Source organism: Micromonospora sp. NPDC049044 (genome assembly GCF_040649215.1).
In the GTDB taxonomy this organism is placed as follows: Bacteria; Actinomycetota; Actinomycetes; order Mycobacteriales; family Micromonosporaceae; genus Micromonospora.
In genome coordinates, this window is sequence record NZ_JBEZFA010000009.1 from 1 (window position 1) to 21,517 (window position 21,517).

13 protein-coding genes are annotated in these 21,517 nt (G+C 66.8%); 5 read left to right on the forward strand and 8 right to left on the reverse strand.

Annotated elements, in window-relative coordinates; genetic code table 11:
- The first annotated feature begins 961 nt into the window (after positions 1 to 961).
- Both AB0B85_RS09335 and AB0B85_RS09340 read left to right on the forward strand, forming a co-directional pair.
- A complete protein-coding gene (locus AB0B85_RS09335; RefSeq protein ID WP_357405312.1) occupies positions 962 to 1,747 on the forward strand; it encodes a hypothetical protein in 786 nt (261 codons plus the stop codon).
- Between the two features lie 174 nt (positions 1,748 to 1,921).
- The gene (locus tag AB0B85_RS09340) at positions 1,922 to 2,206 is read left to right on the forward strand and encodes a hypothetical protein (RefSeq protein WP_357405314.1); all 285 of its coding nucleotides are present in this window, start codon (positions 1,922 to 1,924) and stop codon (positions 2,204 to 2,206) included.
- Positions 2,207 to 2,267: 61 nt separating this feature from the next.
- On the opposite strand, the gene AB0B85_RS09345 is transcribed toward AB0B85_RS09340, so the two are convergent.
- The 6 genes from AB0B85_RS09345 to AB0B85_RS09370 all read right to left on the reverse strand — a co-directional run bounded on the left by AB0B85_RS09345 (position 2,268) and on the right by AB0B85_RS09370 (position 8,385).
- Positions 2,268 to 2,465 (reverse strand): DUF397 domain-containing protein, encoded by a 198-nt coding sequence (locus AB0B85_RS09345; RefSeq protein ID WP_357405316.1) that lies wholly within the window; start codon positions 2,463 to 2,465, stop codon positions 2,268 to 2,270.
- Complete coding sequence (locus tag AB0B85_RS09350; protein WP_357405318.1) at positions 2,458 to 3,339, reverse strand: helix-turn-helix transcriptional regulator; 882 nt, start codon at positions 3,337 to 3,339, stop codon at positions 2,458 to 2,460. The genes AB0B85_RS09345 and AB0B85_RS09350 overlap by 8 nt, the downstream gene beginning before the upstream one ends.
- A gap of 265 nt (positions 3,340 to 3,604) precedes the next feature.
- Positions 3,605 to 5,017, reverse strand: coding sequence for a hypothetical protein (locus AB0B85_RS09355; RefSeq protein ID WP_357405320.1), 1,413 nt, complete (start codon positions 5,015 to 5,017; stop codon positions 3,605 to 3,607).
- A gap of 88 nt (positions 5,018 to 5,105) precedes the next feature.
- Positions 5,106 to 7,505 carry a tetratricopeptide repeat protein gene (locus tag AB0B85_RS09360; protein ID WP_357405322.1) on the reverse strand — a complete coding sequence of 800 codons (2,400 nt, stop codon included), beginning with the start codon at positions 7,503 to 7,505 and terminating at the stop codon, positions 5,106 to 5,108.
- A 3-nt stretch (positions 7,506 to 7,508) separates the two neighbouring features.
- Entirely contained in the window at positions 7,509 to 8,120 is a 612-nt protein-coding gene (locus AB0B85_RS09365) for a DUF6879 family protein (protein ID WP_357405324.1), read from the reverse strand.
- Positions 8,113 to 8,385, reverse strand: a complete 273-nt coding sequence (locus tag AB0B85_RS09370) for a hypothetical protein (RefSeq protein WP_088948721.1) — start codon at positions 8,383 to 8,385, stop codon at positions 8,113 to 8,115. Before AB0B85_RS09370 ends, AB0B85_RS09365 begins: the two co-directional genes overlap by 8 nt.
- Positions 8,386 to 8,515: 130 nt before the next feature.
- Between AB0B85_RS09370 and AB0B85_RS09375 the strand changes: the two genes are divergently transcribed.
- Positions 8,516 to 8,899 carry a hypothetical protein gene (locus AB0B85_RS09375; protein WP_357405327.1) on the forward strand — a complete coding sequence of 128 codons (384 nt, stop codon included), beginning with the start codon at positions 8,516 to 8,518 and terminating at the stop codon, positions 8,897 to 8,899.
- A 179-nt stretch (positions 8,900 to 9,078) separates the two neighbouring features.
- Here AB0B85_RS09375 and AB0B85_RS09380 read toward each other — a convergent pair whose 3' ends face one another.
- Both AB0B85_RS09380 and AB0B85_RS09385 read right to left on the reverse strand, forming a co-directional pair.
- Complete coding sequence (locus AB0B85_RS09380; protein ID WP_357405329.1) at positions 9,079 to 9,867, reverse strand: hypothetical protein; 789 nt, start codon at positions 9,865 to 9,867, stop codon at positions 9,079 to 9,081.
- Between the two features lie 242 nt (positions 9,868 to 10,109).
- Positions 10,110 to 12,641 carry a DUF262 domain-containing protein gene (locus AB0B85_RS09385; RefSeq protein WP_357405331.1) on the reverse strand — a complete coding sequence of 844 codons (2,532 nt, stop codon included), beginning with the start codon at positions 12,639 to 12,641 and terminating at the stop codon, positions 10,110 to 10,112.
- A 258-nt stretch (positions 12,642 to 12,899) separates the two neighbouring features.
- Here AB0B85_RS09385 and AB0B85_RS09390 point away from each other — a divergent pair, with 258 nt between their 5' ends.
- Positions 12,900 to 19,328 (forward strand): DEAD/DEAH box helicase, encoded by a 6,429-nt coding sequence (locus AB0B85_RS09390; protein WP_357405333.1) that lies wholly within the window; start codon positions 12,900 to 12,902, stop codon positions 19,326 to 19,328.
- Entirely contained in the window at positions 19,325 to 21,508 is a 2,184-nt protein-coding gene (locus AB0B85_RS09395; protein WP_357405335.1) for a UvrD-helicase domain-containing protein, read from the forward strand. Before AB0B85_RS09390 ends, AB0B85_RS09395 begins: the two co-directional genes overlap by 4 nt.
- The last annotated feature ends 9 nt before the right edge of the window (positions 21,509 to 21,517 follow it).

Genomic DNA, 21,517 nt, shown 5'->3' on the forward strand with positions numbered 1-21,517 from the left:
CCACCAGCCGGATACCTCATGCCTCCGGCCTACCGAAACCATCGACGCAGATCACGCAGACACGCCGACGACCGTCAGCCTTTCAACCTCTGTAGTCGGGACGCGACCAAACCTTTATAGAGCGATGATGTGTCGCGTATGGCAGAATTCCAAAGCCCGAGGAGTGGTGGGTCTACTGCATCCGGATACACATCTTACCGGGCCCAGAGACGGTCTTCTACGGGAAGCCTCGTACCGTCGTCTTCGTGTACATGCCGGATTTATCAACGCCGCAAACTGGGCGTTCGCGGACGCCACTCGTAGCACCGAATTTGGTTTGCACATTTATGGCAGCCGCGGGCCGGTCAAATTCCGGCACCTGAGTCGTCTGTATGCCGCCTCCGTACTGGCGGCCTCTCTGGAGCACGGCGGGGAAGGGGACGTGCCGTCACAGCGCCATCGGGGCAGGTGGGATAATCGGCCGCACCGCGCGCGGGTTATAGAGGTGAGCGAGGAGGTTTTAGCGTGGTGGCGACGGTTGCACGGGGGAAATGTTGAGCTGCAACTTCTGCAGACGCCGTTGCTCCAACCCGTGACCGTCGACGAGGAAAGTGCGATCTTCGCGCTCGCTAATTTTCAGCGCCGGTTGGTCGCTGGTTCGTGCAATATCAGCGGCGGGTACAACGAAGCTAACGCCAAGAGGGATGGTGTGCTGAGTTGGCGGCAGTCTGTACCGCAGCGCGCTTCCGAAATCGTTCTACAGGGTCCTCACTTTGGAATAGCAACACCCTTCGCTAAGGAACCCCGCGTGCCTTGCCGCGCCCGAAGCGATTGGGACCTGCTCGACCTGCGATCTCTACCTGCTTCATACCTTCCCAGAACAAATTATGCGCTTAGTGAAAGTGAGTCACGAAGCCGGAGCCTCCAGGACTCATGGAACGGGAAGAAGTACACTGACTATTACAGGATCGCTTGGCGACGGATGATTGCCTTCGATATCGAGCGCTCCTTGTTTGCGGCCCTCATTCCTCCAGGTCCGGCCCACGTCCATGCCGTTCACACGCTAGCGCTTGCCAACGACCGCCTCACTGCTCTTCAGGCTGGCTTCTGGGCATCGTTGCCCCTTGATTACCTTCTTCGGATATCGGGACGCGCTGATCTTGGTGGCATGGACGTTTCAATGATGCCGGCAGCGGAAGAAGCTCACCCTTTAGTAGCCCCTCTGCTCGTACGGATCTTGCGCCTGAATTGCCAAACTGATTCCTACGCTTCGCTTTGGTCGGGACTATTCGAGGTTGGTTGGGGTGATGAGCGTTGGGCCGTAGATTGGCCGAATCAGGCTCCGTTGGAGGGTGTCGGACCTAAATGGGTGTCTGAAATAACGCCGCTGCGTAGCGAATTCGAGCGACGGGCGGCTCTCGTAGAGATAGATGCTCTAGTTGCCGTATGGCTCAATCTTGGGATCGAGCAGCTGATAGCCATGCTGCGTGCGCGGTATCCAATACTAACCGAGCGCGAGGATTCCATATGGTTTGATGCACTTGGGCGGAAAATTGCAGCTGACCCTTACACTTTTGGTGTTGGGCAGGTCAAGGGGCAGTATGAGCGGCTGATGAAGCATTTGAGCGCTCCTGGTCAGACGGCAGTGCCCGATGGGTATGCTGCACCATTTTATAAGGCGGATCGGGAGAGCGAGTATCGGCAGGCGCATGCTGTTTTCAGCAAGCGGCTTAAGGATGCCATTGACGCGGGCTGGCAGCCGTCCTAGCCCACTTATCCCTCGTCCATCCCCGAGAACAAATTGCTCCGAGTAACAACCGGAAGCACCAGGCTGGATGGCATCTCGCGGTGGCTGACGCCCTGTTGCGCGGCCGTTCGGCGAGCCTGCACGGCGCGCAGACTTTCGTGACGATCGACGGCAGGTCGCCGCGCAGGGCGGCTGGTGATCGCGGACATCGACAAGATGACTGCGACGCCGGTCGGCCTCTACGTCCTCGTGGACGTGACCGACGGACGCCGGGACTTCTACGTCGTGCCTGGAGACTACCTGAGTGCCGGGGTGCACGAGCGGCACGAGGAGTTCATGGCGAGCGTCGGCGGGGTTTATCTGCGCAACCCGGACAGCTGGCATACAACGATCTACTCAGCGAACGTAGAGGCATGGCGGAACTCGTGGTCGTTGTTCGAGGACGTGACCCAGCCCGCGACTGGGGACGCGGGCTCCTGACTGACTGCGCGACGGGGGCGTCCGGCAGGTCCGCCGGCTGCGCTCCCGTCTGATGCGCGGCTCAATGCCCAGACTTGGTAACCCGGATGAAGCTGGTCCAGGCGGCAGGGGAGAAGGTGAGGGCTGGTCCCGCCGGGTCCTTGCTGTCGCGTACGGCGACGAGGCCGGGCAGGTTGTCGGCGACCTCCACGCAGTTGCCGTTGTTGTCGCCGCTACGGGTGCTCTTCCGCCACTTTGCACCGAGTAGTTCGTCAGCCATGGTGGGCCTCTTCCTTGATTTTGCCGATCATCCTTCTTGATTGTTCCTCATCAAGTGCGAGGTCGAGGAGGCTCGCCCAGACCTTCTCGTAGACCGCGAACTCGTCGGGCCTGTCGAGGTAAAGGGCCCCGGTCACCGACTCGCTGTAGACAACGGACTGATCTGGGACGACTCGGTTGACGAGCGGGAAATCGAGCATGACGAAGGCTCCCGCCAGTGCGCCGTAGTGGGCACCAGCGGACAGCGGCAGGACGCGGATCGACACGTTGGGTAGCTCGGCTCGCTCAAGAAGACGGTCCAGTTGCTCGGCCATGACCGAAGGGCCGCCGACGCGTCGAAGTAGGACGGCCTCTGACAGGACCCACTCCAGCCTCGGTGCCTTTGGGAGCCGGCGGATAAGGATCTCCTGTCGACGCCGGCGAACCTCCAGAACCTCTTCCAACTCGTCAGCCGGCATGTTTGGGCGGTTCTGGTAGACACCGCGCGTGTAGCCCGGGGTTTGTAGCAGCCCAGGGACCAGGGTGTCATCGTGCTCCCGGAGCCGCGATGCGGCGGATTCCAGGCCGACGTACAACTCGAACCAGTCGGGGACGGCGTCGCCGTACGAGTGCCACCAGCCCTTGGCCTTGGTCTCGGTGGCCAGGGCGGTGAGTGCGCCGGTCAGCTCGGGGGTCGCCCCGTACAGCTCGCACATGGCTTTGGCGTCCACGGAGCGGACCGGGCCAAGGCCGGTCTCGATGCGCCACAGCTTCTGCCGGCTGAACTGCATCGCCTCGGATGCGCCGTCCAGCGTCATCCGCGCTTCGGTGCGTAGGTCGCGCAGCGCTCGCCCGAGCTGCCGTCGTGGCACCGTCGATCCCATGTCGTCGGTCATCGGCTCCCGCCCTCTCCGTGTTGCATTTTGTTACATCCGGACGCCATCGCTGAAACGCGCAACTGTTGCCCCGAGAATCAACACCATTAGGCGCTGGCGTGCAGATCCAGTACGCCTCTGACCATACAAGACACCCCCGACAGGAGCCACGAATGTGCAATTCCCACGCGCTGTTTGTCGGTGTACTGTCGGGGGTGGATTGGTTTTGGGATAGGTTTTAGATTTCGTGGCGGATGCGGGCCCGGCCGGTTCCTCAATCGCGGCCCTACACGACCCGGACGACCAAGACCGTGCCATCCCGGCCGAACGAGTACACGCCGCCGTCGGCCGGCGGCTCAGCTCGTTGGCGGAAGAAGCTCGGTGCATCCCTCAGGTAGGCGCCGACCTGGCCCTCGGCCAGCTCGCGGTAGAGGCGGCTCTCCACGCCTCGGAACACCTCCAACACCCTGCCCCGTCCCAGGGGCGCGCGGTGCCGAGTGCCCTCCGCGGAGAGCCCGTTGGGTAGGGAGAACGTCGCGGCGCTGCTCGTTGCCCACGCCGGGTCCAGGGTGAACAGCGCAGGCTGGAGGGCGGGGTCCTCCATTCCGCGCTGACGCGGCGTGGCATAGCCACTGGCGGCGGCGTTGTTTCCGGCGAAGAGCAGGGCGGTGGCCGCCACGGCGCGGGTCAGGATCTGGGTGAACCAACCACGCTGCTGCTCGGGTATGTCGAAGACCTGAGGCGCTCCGGGCGGCAGTTCGTCGGGCAGGTCCGGCTCGGCAACGGCCTCATCGGCGGGGGAGAGCGCACCGGGAGGCCTCTGTCTCGCCTCGGGCTCTGGAGGGGTGGCAGTCCGTGAGCGCCAGAACTGGTCCTCGGGGGTGGTGCTCAACAGGCCGTCCAACTCGTCGTCATCACCGGACCACAACTCGTCATCCCCGGGAGGGTCGAGCACGTACGCGGTGATCCCGGCCTGAGTGAGGTGCGAGGCGACCATCAGCGACGGGGGGTGGCTTCCGCCCACCGTCAACGCCTCCACCTGCACGGCGGCCCGAGCGAGCTGTCCGTGGATGAAGTTCGGCGGCCCGTGGGTGCCCTTGCACTCCAGGATCACAATCTTCATCCGCCGGCGGGTCTTCGTGGCATGGTGGCCGAGCAGGATGTAGTCCGGCCGCTTCTTGGTGCGCGAGACGGACTCCACCGCGCCGCCGCCGTCCACGAAACCCGCCTTCAGCGCCACCTCCGCGTCGACCGCGTGGAACGTCCAACCCCGATACTGCCGGCGAAGCAGGTTTTTCGCGACGACAAGGGCCAGGCCGACGCCCAACTGCTCGGACTGGGTCACCTTGTGGTGGTAGACGACCTCGTTGGCATCTGGCGTCAGAGCGAGACGTCCCCCGTTTTTGGTAAGCGTGGCGCAGTAGCGGACGGCGGCCCAGTGTCGAGCCACCTGCGACAGCGGGGAGGCGGTGAGGAGGGTGGTGGCCACCCCCAGCTCGTGCAGCACCTGCGCGGGAGTGGTCCGCATCCCGCCCTTGCCGACGTCCACCGGGGTTAACTTCTTGTGGTGCCAGTACGCCTCGCGGGTCTTGGCGTGCGTCTCGGCGTAGCGGAGCACATCGTCGACGAGCTGATCGGAGGAGTTGAGCGCCAGCAGCGACTGGTAGCTCAGGGACCGCACGAGCGATTCAATCTCCACGCCCACCCCCGGTGCTGATGCACTGCGCGAGCCGAGCACTTAGCGTGATTGATTGACCCCATTGTGTCAATGCGAGGGAGGCTCGCTCTTATTCGGTGCCACCCGGCGTTGAAGCCGCGATGCGCTCCCGGATTGCGGCAGCGCGAGCGTCGTCGAAACCGGCCAGCAGGGAATGAGCTTCCCGCCACTGCTGTCCGGCCTCCTCGGGGCGGCCCGCCGCCGTCAGCGCGGCGGCCAAATGGTCCAGTGTCAGGGCGAGTTGCCAATCGTCGCCGAGCTGCCGGTGGACCGCCGCCGCCCGCAGGTGGAAGGCGATCGCCTCGTCCGCCTGCCCCAGCTCCCGGTACGCCTCACCGGCGCCATCGAGGGCCATCGCCTCGCGACTGCGGTCACCCAACTGGCGTTGGATTGTGGCCGCCCGGTGCACGGCCTCCAGCGCCTCCGCCTGCCGACCACAGGCGCGCAGCACCCGCGCGTACTCCACCAACCAGTGCCCCAGCCACAGCTGGCTCGCGCCCTCGGCGATGGCGATGGCTGACTCGATCGCGGTGCGCGCCTCTTCGACGCGGCCGAGTTCCCGCAGGGCCATGCTCAGGAAGAAGAGCGAGTTGCCCTCCTGCCCCCGGTCGTCAATCTCCCGCTGCACCACGAGTGCCTGCTCCAGCAGGGCTACCGCCTCGGTCAGCTCGCCCAGCTCGTAGTGAGTCTCGGCGAGGTTGCTGAGCAGTAGTGCCTGCCACCGCGGGTTGCCGAGCCGCTCGAAAATCGCCAGGCTCTCGCCGAAGCGGGTGAGTGATTCAGTGAGGTGACGGTGGCGCAGGCCCAGTAATCCGAGCGCATTGATCGACACTGCGGTGCCGTACTCGTCGCCGATTTTCTGCCGGATGGCCAACGCGGCCCGATGGTGTTCGGCGGCCTCGCCGAGCTGGCGGGCCTGGAAGTGGGCCTTGCCCAAGCTTTCCAGCGCTTCCGCCTCTCCGCGTCGGTCGCCGAGCGTGCGGGCCGCCGCCAGCCCGATCCGAGCCGTGGCGAACCAGCCTTCGAAGGCGTTCTGATGCATGAAGACGCTGCGCAGCAGCACCGCCAGCTGACAGGCGGTCCGCGGTAGGCCGGCGTCTTCCGCCACTCGTGTGGCGGAGACCAGGTTGTCCCGTTCGGTGTCGAACCAGGCGTCCGCCTCGGCGTTGGTCGCGAAGGCGAGCGGCGTGACGTCGGTCGGCCGATCCAACGGTACGGTCCGATAGAAGGGCAAAGTGCGGGCCAGTGCGGCGTCGGCGGTGTGCAGATACCAGTCCAGCCCACGGCGCAGTGCCATCTTCCGATCCTCTGCGCTTTCCAGGTGCCGGACCTGGTCGACCGCGTAGGCGCGCAGGAGGTCGTGGAGTTGGTAGCGCCCCGGAGCGCTCTGCTCCAGCAGGTGCGCGCCGACCAGAGCGTCGAGCGGCTGCCGTACCCGGGACACCGGCATGCCGGTCAACGCTGCGGCTGCTGGGGCGCTGAGGTCGGGGCCAGGGTGCAGCCCGATCAGCCGGAACAGTCGGGCGGCGTCCGTGTTCAGGGCGCGGTAGGACCAGGCGAACACCGCGCGTACCGCATCGGACTCCTCGTCTTCCTCGGCGGTGAGCGCGTCCCACAGGGCCGACTCGTCCCGTAGATCCTCGATGAGCTCGCCGAGGGGCATGAAAGGTCGGCTCGCTGCCCGTTCGGCGGCGATGCGCAGTGCGAGAGGCAGCCGAGCGCAGAGGCGGGCCAGCTCGCTCAGCTCCGTGGGGTCGTCGCCGCTGCGGTACGGCGAGGTGATGCCGCGCAGCAGGGAGATGGCGTCGTCCTCGGACAGCATGCGCAGAGTCAGCCGTCGACCGCCGTCGCGGGTGGCCAGCCCGGAGAGCATGTTCCGGCTGGTGACCACGACCAGGCAGTGGTCCGTGCCGGGCAGCAGCGGGCGCACCTGACGCGCGGTGGCGGCATTGTCCAACATCACCAGTACGCGCCGGCCGGCCAGGCGCGAACGGTACAGCGCCGCCCGTTCGTCCAGATCTATCGGCACCGCCGAGGGCGGAACGCCGAGGGCCCGCAGGAAGCGGTCGAGGATCTGATCCGGCTGCGCCGGCTCGCCCGGATCGTATCCGCGCAGGTTGGCGTAGAGCTGCCCGTCCGGAAACCTGCTCCGGACGCTGTGCGCCCAGCGCAGTGCGACAGAGGTCTTGCCGACGCCGGCCGTCCCGGTGATCACCGAGAGACTGACATCGACTCTCCGGTCCCCGTCGCCCAGCAGGCGGTTGAGCGCTTGTAGCTCCTCCACCCTGTTGACGAAACCGCGCACATCACCCGGAAGCTGTTGTGGCCGCTCCTGGGAATGTGCCTCGCCGTGGAAGTGCACACCGCCGTACACGTCGCGGGCTTGGACCAGTTCCGCCGGGCCGGACAGCGCGGACCGGTTCACCTGGGCGGGCCGCTGCCCGGCTTCGTCCGACCCGGCGCCTTCCATCTCTCACCCCTGGCGGGGAGGTCCCAAGGGCGCCACCACACGGGCGAAGAACTCGTCGAGCGGCTCACCGCCCTGGTAGAGCGACTCGATGAAGGATTGGCAGCTTGACACCACGTCAGGGTCGCGCCAGCGGCGGGCGGACGCCAGCACACCGTCGGCGTCGTAGACGGCCTCGTACATCACCTCGGTGCCGAGGGTGTAGATCTCGGGCACCTGGCCGCTCGACTCTGCTGCCGCCACCGCGTCCGCGCCGACCACACGAGTCAGACCGCCGTACTCGTGTCGTAGCCGAAGCACGTGTAGTTCCCACTGAAGGTAAGGCGTGAGGGGCTCTTCGACCACTCGTACCCGACGGGTGGCGAACCCGTTCTCGGTGATCCGCCGGTAGTAGCTCTGGAACTCGGGGCGGCGCGCGTCGAGGATCCGCAGTGAATCCTCCCACCGCCCGTCGGCGAACGCCTGCCAACCCTCGTCCCCGGGCTCCTTGAAGGTTTGCTGGCGTTCCAGCTTCCAGAAGCCCGAGTCGCCGGTCTGCCAGAATCGATCCTCAAAGTCCGCCCAGTAGTCTTCCAGGCTGAGTCGCTCGCCGGGATCCCCGCGGAACAGTTCATGCATCAGGTATGTCCACCTTCGCCGCGATCATTGTCGATCGGGGAATGATGATAAGCCGCTCACCCGGATCCACCGAGACACCAGCCGGAAGTCGTTCCTGGTACGTCTCGGTGAGGTCCTGCCCGATCACCGCGATGTCGCCGTTGCTCAACTCCCAGACGTCGGGGCAGCTGCCGTCGCCTGAGGTGTTGCCCAGCTCGTGCGAGGACTTACCCCAACGGCGGGTGAGTTCGGCGGTGGGGTCCGCTTCCCAGCGCTGTCCGCTCATGATGACCTCCGAGCCTTGGTGTTCGTGTGAGCACTCACGGTAACATCGGCTTGGCTGGATGGCTGTCGTCCGTTCCGTCTCCAGGAGCCGGGCGCAACGGGTGAGAGGCGGACGCATGACGGACCCGATCATGGTCACCGCGGCGACGACGCTGGTCGCGTGGGCGACCACCGAGTTGGCACAGAGCGGGCGGGCGGCGGTGTCCTCCCTGATCGGATTTCTACGCACCCGGTTTCAGCACGAGCCGGCGTCGCGTGCCGTCATCGAAGGTGCTCTGGAGCAGTCGACACCGGAGGCCGTGGGTCGCCTCGCCGAGCTGCTCGAAAGTGAGTCGCGTCGCGATGGGGCCTTCGGTGCCGAGCTCCGTGCGCGGTGGTCGCAGGTAGAGGTCACACTTGCCGAAGGTGCCGGCGGTGTCGAAAACTCGGTCTCCGGCGATGTGCACGGTTCGGTGGTGCAGGCGCGCGACGTCCACGGCGGCATCCATCTCGGCGACGGGTCAGCCCGACACTGAGCTCAGGAACACTTTGGCATCCCGCCGGACGCGGTCTACTTCGGGCGGGTCGAGGGCCGGGGGTCGACGACCCTCGGCCGGTCGCCATGGTCAATCCTCCGGACAAGGACGAGAGATTCGGCTGAATCCTGACCGGTGACACCGAGTTCGCCGACGAAGCCCTCGCGACTGGTGACGGACTAACGGGTGGTGACTCGCCGCTGGATCCGATCGACGATCGACGCCGTGCGGTAACCGGACAACTCGACCCGCAACACCTGTGCGAACTCCTGTCGCAACGCCGCGAGGTCAATCGGCCGCCCGGCGAGCTCCGCGCACAAATCGGCCAGCGGCCACGCGGCGTAATGTCCGTAGCGGACGGTGTAGACAGCCACCGAGCGCAAAGCGAAGGCGTCGGAGTAGTCCAGCAGCACGTATCCCAACAACTGATCGATATCGGCTCTCGTCAGCCCGGCGGCACGGCTGCCGTCCGGCCGGGCCCTTCCTTGGGTGGCCTTGAAGTCGACGAGCACGCCGCCGACGATGAGATCGGCGTCAGCGTTGAGGTCGATGCTGCCCTCGAACGTCGACCCAGTGCCAACGGGCCCGGACGGCAACCCTGGTAGGAGTTTCGTCGCTGCCAGGTCACGCATCGCGATCAGGTCGGCGACCTCGTCGGCGTTCGCCAGGGCCAGCAGGTCGGACGCCCGACTGTTCGGACCGAGCTGCATCAGACGCGATCCGTCTACCCGAGCCGCCCGGTACAGCTCGACCAGGAGAGCGAGCGCGTAGGACGTCCGTGCCCACCACTCGTCAGAGCGCTCTCTGAATCGGGCCGGGTGGATCGGCCCGGCGTGATTGCCGTCGTCATCGACCGCACCCAGGTCGTGCAGCAGTTCCAAACCAGCCGGTCCGCACGGCGCGCGCCCCGAACGCAGCCCGGCCACTGCGAACCTGACCGAAGGGGCCGGGTCGATCAGGAACCGCAACCACCAGTCGATAGCGGCGCCCTGCGTCCCGAGCGCAACCGTCGGGGACGGCAGCACCCGGGCCAGACCAACGGCCTCCCGGTAATCGGCCTGTACGTCGTGGTGGTGCGGGAACGTCGCGCGGAGCCAACGGGATACCGGGCTCTTGGCGTTCTTTACCTCATTGGTTAGCGCGGGCACGGCTACCACCTCGATTGCTGCGAAGGCAGGTCGACATATCGGAGAAGACGTCTGGCCTTTCGCTAGACAGTGAGGGTTTCGTCCTCCTCTTGCTCGGATAGATGGGTCTGCTCGTAGAACCACTGCAGGTGCTCTACGAGTACTGCGGCGGCGGCGCTGTCGGCGAGGACGGTCAGGGCGAAGCTGGGGCGCAGGTTGAGCTTCGCGGCGGCGATGCTCACGCCGGGAAGCTGGTTTAGTCGTTGCCGGAATTGCTCACGCAGCGTCACGTCGTCGAACGGCAAACGGCTGGCCAGGTGTTGGAAGACCACCTCGACTTTTCCGCTGGGGTAGAGCGTCAGGGGCCAGATGTCGCCGTCGCGGTGGCCACGCTCGCGGGCCATCAGGAAGCAGGACGTCTCCGCTCCACCGCCGTAGAGGAGCGTGCCGCCCATCTCGGTCCATCTGTCGAGCAGGGTCAGGGCGGCTCCGGCGACGACGACCTCCTGCAACACTCCGAGCTGCTCGGCGAAGCGGTCGGCACGGGACTGCCCGTCACCAGGTCGCGGCCGAGGCAGCCGTCGGGGCAGTTCGTCGGGGGCTAAGCCGCTCAGTTGCGCCAGCTCATCGAGGTCGATGCGCTGGGTCGGGTCCGCCCGACCCTGCTGGTCGAACAAGACCCCTTCGGCTTGTAGCGCCGCGATCGGGTCGTCCGTTCGTCCGTCGGGCCAACGGAATCCACCGGCCTTCGTTCCCTCGGCCTGCAACACCCGATGAGCATTAGTCACCGGGACGGCGCGCAGCCGGTTGCCGACTGGCTGGGGCGCGGTGCCGATCAAGGCGGCGAGGTCCCCGTAGGTTGTCCAGGATCCGGCCGGCATCGCGGCGAGCGCCGTTTCCATGAGGTCCCAGCGCACCTCAGACTGATCCGCCGTCGACCCAGCAGGACCCGGCCAAAGGTTGATGATCCGCTCGGCGAGGGCATCAGCGCGGGCATGAATCTGCGGCCGTCCCCAGCGTTCGCAGGTGATGATGTCCTGGGTGAGGCGGACACCGCTCTTGGCGAGGTCAACCCGCTTGACCGCGAACGGGCTGTTGCCCAACTCGGCGTTGTAACCGGTCAGGGTGAGGTTGCCCAAAGTATGTTTCAGGGCACCGTGTACCTCGACGACGTTCTCGTGGGGTTCGAGGTCCGCAGCGAGCATGCGCTGCCACTCTGGACCCATGCTTTGCGGCAGGACGTGCTCGATGGTCAGCTTCGCCGGGGAGACCGGCTCCTTGCTGTCGTACGACTCCTCCAGCCAGCGCAGCACCAGCGAACGCTGCGACGCCCGCCCGTTGGTGTAGAACGGTAGCGACCGGACCGCGTGACGTACGTCGGCGTCCGTCGCGTAGTACTTGCGCCCGTCTGACAGGTAGGCGTGTACAGCCTGGTCGACCGGCAGATCCTTGTTCATCTCGGTGACGATGGATACCAGGTTGCGGTTGATGTTGGCCGTGGCGCGGCCAATGAGCAGCCGCCGGACGAGGAAGCTCTCTACGTACCGCATCGCGGAGGCGACCTCTGCGCTGGTCGCGGTGCCCAGGCTGCGCCGTTCCAGCAGATGCAGCAGCAGCGGGTTGACGGTGCTGCTGCCCCAGAGGTGCAAACGTTCCAGCCGGAGACGTACGCCCGGGTCCTGCTCCTTGCTGGGATGCAGGATGATCTCCAGCAGCGTTCCCAGGTGACCAAATCGACGCACTTCGGCCTCGACGTCGTCCTCCGTGCTGAGCCGGTCGAGCCGCGCCTGCTGCCGCGCGTACGTGTCACCTTGCGTGATCCGCGGATCGCGCTGCACCAGATCTAGCCAGAACAAGTTCTCTAACTCGGTCGAGTTGAACCGCTTCTGTAACGGCAGCCAGTGCGCGTCGTAGACGGTCTTGCTGCGGTTCGACAGGCGCATGAACAGGTAGTTGCGCAGCAGATCGGCCTGGGTCAGCTTGAGGCCCGTGTTGTTCAGCGACTCGAAGATCCGGTAGACGTTGTCGTCGGCATGTGCAATGACCGAGACCAGCGCCAATCCGAAGATCACTGCCTTCTCGACCTGGTGCACCTGCGCCGCGACTGCCGGCTCCGCTAGCCGGGTTCGGAAGAACTCGTACGCGGCACCGACCGCGCCTCCACCAGCCTGCGCTGAGGAGTCCACGCAGGCCAGATACCCGTCGAGGTCGGCCTGTGTGGGGACGAGCTTCAACCGCCGCAAGGGCTCGTACTTGTTGATCAGATACTGGTCGTTGAGTCGGTCACGGTGCTCGTCCCCGTCGGTGGTCACGAGGTGATCCCGGATGGCGCAAAGCAGAATCGAGAGCGTCGTCAACCGCTGTTGGCCGTCGACCACCAGGAACTCGACGACACCGGCGGGACCGTTGTTGGGGCTGGGAGCCAGTACCAGCGAGCCAATGAAATGGGTCGTCTTCGGGTGTTCAGCGCGATCTTCGGTGAGCCGGAGAATGTCGTCCCACAGGCGTTCCAGATGGTGGTCCTGCCAGGAGTACGTTCGTTGATAGAGGGGCACCTGGTATTGCTTCGTACCTTCGAGCAGGCCTTGCAGAGTCGTTTGTGCCGCTGCAACCATCGGGAAGCCGTCACCTCATCCGTTCCGGACCCATTCCGGCCCGTGATCATAAGGCGGATCACAAAGAGCCGTACACCCTGACGTTGCTGTGCCCTTAAGTGGTAAGGGCCCTTGATCGCAACGTAAGTCGTGGTGGAAGCGGTGCTCGACGTCTGATCTGGCGGGGTGGCTGTCGCGAATCTGACTCTGCCTCCCGGGAGGCTGTCGAGCAGGTCAACCCCGGTAAGGGGTGCAGTAGCATGCGGCGGTGATCCGCTCATGAGGCCGACCATCGCCGCCGACACCCTGCGTCGGACCCTCACCCAGTACCTGACCACCACCTTTGGCTTGACCGAGGACGGCGTACGCCATGGCTTGGAGGCCTTCCTCTCTCATCCAGAGCAGGGCATCTTCCGCGGCCCGTACCTGCGGATCCGCACTCCCTTCCGCTCGGCGGAGGGCGACTGGCGGGCGGACCTCGACTGGGCTCCGGCGGATTTCACCCCTTACCTGCACCAGGCGAACGCGTTCGCCCGGCTGTCGACGAAGGGCAAATCGGCCGAGCCGACCCTGATCACCACCGGCACGGGTTCGGGTAAGACGGAGTCGTTCCTGATCCCGGTCCTCGACCACTGCCGCCGACAGAAGCAGCAGGGCAGGGCCGGGGTCAAGGCGATCCTGCTCTACCCGATGAACGCCCTCGCAACGGACCAGACGCAGCGCATCAACGAGTTGCTCTCCGATCCGGCACTCAGCCAGGTCACGGCCGGCCTCTATATCGGCGATGTCGCGGCCATCGAGTACGCGCACGTCTTCACCAAGCGGTCGGAGATGCGCCGCACGCCACCGGACATCCTGATCACCAACTACAAGATGCTGGATCTGCTGCTCCAGCGTGCCGACGACCTGCCGCTCTGGGAGGGCGCCGAGCCGGCGTACGTGGTGTTGGACGAGTTCCACACCTACGACGGCGCGCAGGGCACCGACGTGGCGATGCTGCTGCGCCGGCTCGCCGCGGCGCTGGACCTCGACGAGCCGGACCGGCCGCTCGGGCCGATCTGCCCGGTGGCCACCTCCGCTACGCTCGGTGAGGGCGGCGGCCGGGACGGTCGTACCGCGATCCGCGAGGTCGCCGAGCAGGTGTTCGGCATTGCCTTCGACACCGGGTCGCTGGTGGGGGAGGACCGCTACGAGGCTGGCGAGTTCGTCGCGAGCCAGGACTTCAGCCTGCCGCTGCCCAGCCCGGAGCAGTTGGCTGCCGTCGACGACCGTGATCCCGAGCTGATGATGGCCGAGGTCGCCGAGTTGGTCGTCGGTGAGCGCTGTCTCGACAACCCGACGAGACTCGGTGAACTGCTCCGCCAGCATCCGTTGACGAAGGCGGTGCTCGACTCGCTCCAGGCACGGCCCTGCACGCTCGACGAGATCATCGACGTGCTGCCCCGCAAGAACGCCACCGGCTGGGGCAGCGTGATGAAGACCCCGTCGGAGATCACCGCGAAGGCTCTCGCCCGGTTCGTCGGGCTGCTGTCCGTCGCGCAGAACCCGGAAGCTCCCGGCCGTCCGCTGCTCAACATCGAGACCCACCTCTGGGTGCGCGCCGTTTCCCGCCTGCTGCGTGGCACCTCCCACCAGGTTTCCTTCGGCTGGTACGGCGAAGCGCCGCGCGAGCTGGACCCGTACTCCACCGACGCCGACGTGGTCGTGGCGGACAACCGCTACCCACGGTTGCCGTCCATCTACTGCCGGCACTGCGGTCGCTCGGGCTGGATGGCGCTGTCGCCGGAGAAGGACCCGCAAGAGCTGGAGATCGACCCGGACAAGATCTACCGGGCCAGCGTCGGCCGGGACAAGCGCCGCGTCCGCGCGCTGATCGCCGCAACCGAGGACGAGGTACGCCAGCGCTCCCGTGGCCTGCTGGTCCTGGAGTACGGCCGTCGGGTCCGCCCGTTCGACGAGCAGCGCGACCGCACGCCCACCGACGACGCGATGGTCGTGCTCGGCGACGTGCTCGACATCGACGGCGCAGAGAAGGACCGCTGCCCGTCCTGCGAGCTGGACCACGGCATCCGCTTCCTCGGCGCGGGCCTGGCCACCCTCGCCTCGGTGGCGATCACGCAACTCTTCACCGGTGGGGAGCTCGACGCGGCGGAGAAGAAGACGCTGCTCTTCAACGACTCGGTCCAGGACGCCGCACACCGCGCCGGTTTCGTCGCCAACCGGTCCTACTCGTTCTCGCTGCGCTCCCTGCTCGCCGGTCGACTCACGGCCGGGGAGTCGATCGGGCTCGACGACCTCTTCATCAGGATGATCGAAGAGGCGGCCAAGCCGGAGATCCTCTCCACTGTCGTGCCGCCGGACCTGCACGACCAGCCCGGTGTCGACAGCCTGCTCGCCGGCGAGCACAACGGCAGCCGGGAAACCTGGGAGCTGATCAGCGAGCGACTCGTCTTCGCCACGGTGATGGAGACCGGCCTGCGTTCCCGCCAGGGCCGCACCCTGGAGTTGACACGTAGCGTCGCCGTCGAGGTGGCCCTCGACGATCCGGCGGGAGCCGCCGCGATCTGCCGGGACGTCCACCTCACCGGCCCCGCTCACCTCGCCGTAGCACCGCCGGACGACGCCCGCTACCTCGCCTTCCTCCGCGGCCTGTTGGAACGGCTGCGTGTCCGCGGCGCGGTGTTCCACGAGTGGCTGGTGCCGTACCTGAAGCGCGGTGGCACCCGGTGGCAGATCTGGGGTGGCCGGCCCGCCGGGATGCCCGCGTTCCCGAAGGGTCTGTCCGCGCCTGCATTCCTGCTCGCGACGCCGAAGTCCCGCTCGGAGTTCGACGTGATCACCGCGCGGGGCAACTGGTACCAGGACTGGACGTCACGCTGCCTCGGCCTCGACCCCGGTGACGCCGCCGGCTTCCTCAGCCGGCTGCTGCCGGCCCTCGCCGCCGCCGACGTGGTCGCCGTTGGCCAGACGGAGGACGGGAACACGGTGTACGGGCTGATGCCCGGCCACCTGCGGGTGACCCGGCTCGACGACGCGTCCGCCGTGACGGCCGGGGTCGGCTGCGACACCTGCCACTGGCAGCAGACCGAGCACCCCGACCGGGTTGCCGACTGGATCGGGCAGCCGTGCCGGCAGTACCGCTGCCGGGGCCGGCTCGAAGCCGCCCACGATGACACGGCTCCCGACGACTACTACCGGCGGCTCTACCTGGACAGCCCCGTGTTCCGGGTCGTCACCGGCGAACACACCGGGATGCTCACCCGTTTTCAGCGGGAGACGGTGGAGAAGGAGTTCCGCGACGGCGTGCGTTACACCGACCCGAACGTGCTCTCCTGCACGCCCACCTTGGAGATGGGTATCGACATCGGCGCCCTCTCCGCGGTGGTGCTGGCGTCGCTTCCGCACGGCCCGGCGAACTACGTCCAGCGAGCGGGCCGCGCCGGCCGCAAGAGCGGTAACGCACTGGTGTTGACTTTGGTCGGGAGGACCGAGCGGGATCGTTACTACCTGGCTGATCCGCGCGACATGATCGCTGGCCAGATCGTGCCACCAGGCTGCTTCCTCTCCGCGGTGGAGATCCTGCGTCGCCAGTACCTTGCCCACCTGATCGACCTGGCCGCCCGTGGTCGCCTCGCCGGGGTGCTGCCGATGCCGCGGCGGGCGCACGTGCTGTTCGGGCCGACCGGCTGGCTGACCGGTCTCGCCGAAGCTGGTCGCCGCGAAGCCGGTCGGCTGGTAGAGGACTTCCTGGTGTTGTTCGGGGACAAGGTCCTTCGCGCCGCCGCCGATCAACTGCGGGAGTTCGCAGCGGATGGCATCGTCCACCGGGTCAAGGAGGCCGAGGAGGTCTGGGACTCCCGATTGGCCGACCTGCGTCGCCGGATGCAGGAACTCGCCACCGCCCGAGGCACGCTGGTGCCCAGCGACCCGGACCACGCACGCGAGATCAAGATGTTGAAGGCGGAGGAAGGTGCGGTTCGTCGCCGGCTGCGTGAGGTCAGCGCGGCGGCAGCCCACGGCACCATGGTCGAGTTCGGTCTGCTGCCGAACTACGCGCTCATCGACAGCCGGACCGACCTCGAAGCCACCCTGACCTGGGAGGACAACGTAGACGGCGACCGCCGGTTCCACAGCGAGCTGCGCGAGTACGCCCGCCCCGCCCGCCAGGCGCTTGTCGAGATAGCTCCGGGCAACAGTTACTACGTGCGGGGCTACAAGCACGAGATCTCGGGGCTCGACGTCGGTCCGGCGGACCGGCCGGCGTACGAGCAGTGGCGGATCTGCGCCCAGTGCGGCTATGTCCGCACCCACCTCGCCAAGGAGGACACCAGCGCCTGCCCGCGCTGCGCGGACCAGGGCATCGCCGACCACGGCCGGCTGTTCCAGGTCCTCCAACCCACTCGGGTGCTCAGCCGCGACAAGCGCGACGACGCCCGCATCCGCGACGACAGCGACGACCGGGACCGGCGTTTCTACGCCACCAGCATCGCCGTCGACGTGGACCCGGCCAAGGTCGATTCATCCTGGCGGCACGCTCACGACACATTCGGTGTCGACTACAGCCGGCACGCGATGATCCGTCACTTCAACCTCGGCGCGCAACGCTACGACCGGGCGGCGGAACTCTTCGCGGGCGAAGAGGTGCGAATCAACCGGTTCCACACCTGCACCTCCTGCGGCGGGACCACGGTTGACGGCGTCCCCGCAGTGGCGCAGCAACTCGCCGCGGAGGCATCCGGGTCGACAGTCATGAAGGGCGCCGAGCACCACCGGCCCTGGTGCCCGTACCGGCGTTCACCGGCCGCCCCGGACACCCATGTCGATCTGATCCTCGCCCATGAGCTGGAGACCGAGGCGCTGCGCATTCTGATCCCGGCCGCGACGGCTGTGGTGCAGGAGCGCATCGCGTCGTTCGCCGCCGCGATCCGCCTCGGCATCGCCGCACAGTATGGCGGCGACCCCGCGCACCTGCAGGCCGTGTCGGCCACGATGCCGGACGGGCAGAGCGACGGCACGCGCAACTTCGTGGTCGTCTTCGACACCCAGCCGCAAGGCACTGGCTATCTGCACCGCCTCGCCAAGCCGGAAGAGTTCCGCGCAGTCTTGGAGTTGGCGCGGCAGCGGATTGCCGAGTGTGTCTGTCGGAACGAAGGCAGGGAGGTGTGTCACCGTTGCCTCCTGCGCCATGCGCGTAACGAGCACTTCGCCCTGATGCGCCGCGACGAGGCGCTGGGGATGCTGCACAAGCTCCTCGACAACTGGGATGTCGAAGAGGGCACCCGCACCGATGAGATCTCGCTGATCCACCAGGTGGAGAGCGAGTTGGAGATGCGGTTCCTCACCAAGCTGCTGGCGCTTGGCGAAACACCCGACTCGGGCCTGCGGATCGACCCGCGTACCGATCACGACGGTGCCCGCATCGCCGACCTCCGCTTCGTCCGGGACAATGGCCAGAGCGTCACCCACTGGCAGATGAAGCTGCAGAACACCGTTCGCGGCACCCGCCCCGACGTCCACTTCAAACGCCTCGACGCTCCGTCGCCGGAGGTGGCTGTCTACCTCGACGGCTTCAAATACCACGCCTCGTCCCAGTACAACCGGCTCGCGGACGACGCGGAGAAACGGGCTCGGCTGCGCGCCCACGGTTATTTGGTCTTCGCCGCCACCTGGGACGACGTGAAGACCTGGGGGGACACGGACGGGCAAGGGCAGTGGATGCCGTACGGCGGGGTCAGCAAGCAGACCGCCAGGGAGAAGTTCCGCGGCCTGCTTCCTGGAGCGGACCCTGCGGAACTCGAGGACACGATCTGGGTCAATCCCATCGATCAGCTCATGCGCTTCCTCGCAGATCCTGACCTCACGCGTTGGCAGCGGCGGGCGGAAGCAGGGCTGTGGGGCATGCTCAAACAGGCCCGAGACAAGAGCGCCACCGATTCCGCTGGCGTCGGAGGAAGATTGACGGCCGCTCTGCGTGGAGGATCCCTGCCCGCCTCGACCGCAGGGCGCATCATGGTCGCCCGAGCTCAGGACAACGCGGGATGCCCGGTGACGGTCGTTCTCGACACGCGTAGCAAACCGACGCCAACGATGTCGGCTCTGGTCGTCATCGACGATCTGCCTGCCGCGGTCGTAGGTGAGGGCCACAAGGACCGTTGGGCGGCATGGCTCGCCTGGGGCAACGTCATTCAGTTCCTCGGCAATGGTGGCGGCGACGCCGGTCAGCTCGCCGTGTCCACCCTTGACACCTTCGAACCGGCCTCGATGGCGGTCACCGAGGGCACCGGCCTGGTGCTGGCCCACCGTGCGCTGCCGCTCGACGAGGAGACGGCGACGTGGCTCGGCGTCGTGGCGCAGCCAGTGGCCGCCGAGCCCGAAACCCTCGACCAGGCGTCGCCGTGGCGCGACGTCCTGCACTACCTCGATTCGAACGAGAAAACCCTCGACCAACTCGTCCAGCAGCTCGCGCGACAGGACCTGCCGGCCCCGGTCGTCGGCTTCGAGCTGGGTGACCAGGGCTGGCTGGCTGAACTGGCCTGGCCCGACCGGCGAATCGCCATCGTGCTCAGCGGGACGTCCGGCGACCCGGAGACCGAAGACCGCGATCGGGCGTACGCGGACGCGGGCTGGCACGCCCGCACCGCGGGTGAATGGTCGGTAGACGAGTTGGCTGCCGAGATCAAGGCGACGAGCGGGGGAGAACGTCGATGAGTGCCGGAGGAACGACTCTGCGGATGCTGGACCGCGCCGACAAGGAGGTCATGAAGCTCACCCGCGCCGACATCGGAGCGGTCTACGAGTTCATGCACAAGTTCCGGCACAACCCGGAGAACCCCGGGCTCAACCTGAAGGCGCTCAACAGCGAATCCCGGCTGATGTCCGCCCGTGTCAACAAGGACTACCGGGCGCTGCTGCTGCACATCGCCGCGGGCGACTACCTGCTCGTCGCGGTCAAGCACCGCGGTGAGGTGTACGACGACCTCAGCCGGTACGCGTACCGCATCAACCGGATCACCGGGGGCATTGAGGTCGTCGACATGGCACCCGTCGGTGACAGCATCATCGGCCGGGTCGTGCCGCCGGATGTCGAACCGGAGCCCGCGCAGAAACCGATCTTCGACACCTACACCGACACCCAACTGTTGGAACTCGGCGTCTCCGAGCCGTTGCTGCCGCAGATCCGGGAGCTGACCACCGAGGCGCAACTCCTGGAACTGCTCGACCGGGCGCCGCAGCTCACCACCGACGTGCTGTTCGCGCTCTTCGACGGCACCCCCTACGACGATGTACTTCAGCAGGTCACCGAACCGGTCCGGGCCGACGAGCCGGTCGACCCCGACGACTTCGAAGCGGCTGTGGAGCGGCCGGCCACCCAGGTGACCTCCGATGACGAGGCCCTGCAGGCGATGCTGGGTGAGGCGTTCGAACGGTGGCAGATCTTCCTGCACCCGACGCAGCGGAAGCTGGTCGAGCGCCTCTACAGCGGCCCCGCACGGGTCGGCGGTGGCCCCGGAACCGGCAAGACCATCGTCGCCCTGCACCGGGTGGCGCACCTCGCGCGGCAACTGCCGCCCGGGGTGGACAAGCCGATCCTGCTCACCACCTTCAACCGAAACCTCGCCGCCGACCTGCGGACTCGTCTGATGGCTCTGGGCGGGCAGGAGTTGGTGTCACGCGTCGACATCGTCAACATCGACCGGTTGGCCAGCCGGGTGGTGACCGAAGCCAAGGCAGGTGGCAGCCGCCGCGTGGTGGACGACAATCGCGTCCTCGAACTGTGGGACGAGTTCCTCGTGGAGACCGGGGAGACCGGCTGGGAGGCGGAGTTCCTGGCCGCCGAGTGGACCCAGGTGATCCTGGGTCAGGTGCTCAACTCGCGGACGGACTACTTCAAGGCCCGCCGCCCCAACCGGGGCCGCAGTCTCACGCGGGCCGAGCGGGACCAGATCTGGCAGCTGACCGAGCGCTTCGTCACCTGGCTGGACAACCGTGGTGTCTGGACCTGGCGTCAGGTGGCACAACGGGCTGCCCGCCTGGAAATGGATCGTGCGGCCCAGAACATCAGCGTCGCCGGCGAGTCGTCCGGCGGGTTCTACCGGCCGCGCTACCGGCACGTCGTTGTCGACGAGGCGCAGGACCTCAGCGCCGCGCACTGGAAGATGCTGCGCGCCATGGTCGCGCCAGGTCCGGACGACATGTTCCTCACCGGCGACACCCACCAACGCATCTACGACAACCACGTCACGTTGGGCAGCCTCGGCGTCAACATCCGCGGCCGGTCGTCCCGGCTCACGCTGAGCTACCGCACCACCCGGCAGATCCTCTCCGACGCCCTGCAGATCATGACCGGGGAGGTGTACGACGACCTCGACGGCGGTGAGGAGAACCTGGCTGGCTACCGGTCGTTGCTGCGCGGCGGCCGGCCGGTCTTCCGCGGCGCCGCTACGTGGGCGCAGGAACGGGACCTGATCGTCGGGCAGCTGCGCGATTGGGGCAACCCGGCGGATGGCTCGGTTGCCATCTGCGTACCGACGAAGGATCTGGCGGCGGACGTCATCAGCCGGCTGGAGGCTAACGGCCTCGCGGTGGTGGAGATCGGTCCGGACGGCCCGAAGCGCCCCGACGGCGTGCACATCGGCACGATGCACCGGTTCAAGGGCCTCGAGTACCAACGCATGATCATTGCTGGGGTGAGTGACGGACTGGTGCCTCGGCAGATGATCAGCAGGTACCGGGACACCGACCCGAAGCGCTACCAGCGCGAACGCCAACGCGACCGGTCGCTGCTCTTCGTCGCCGCCACCCGTGCCCGGGACGAGCTCGCCGTGTTCTGGCACGGCACACCCAGCCCGTTCCTGACCGGGCGACTCGTACAACGACAGCTAGCCTGACGATCGGCA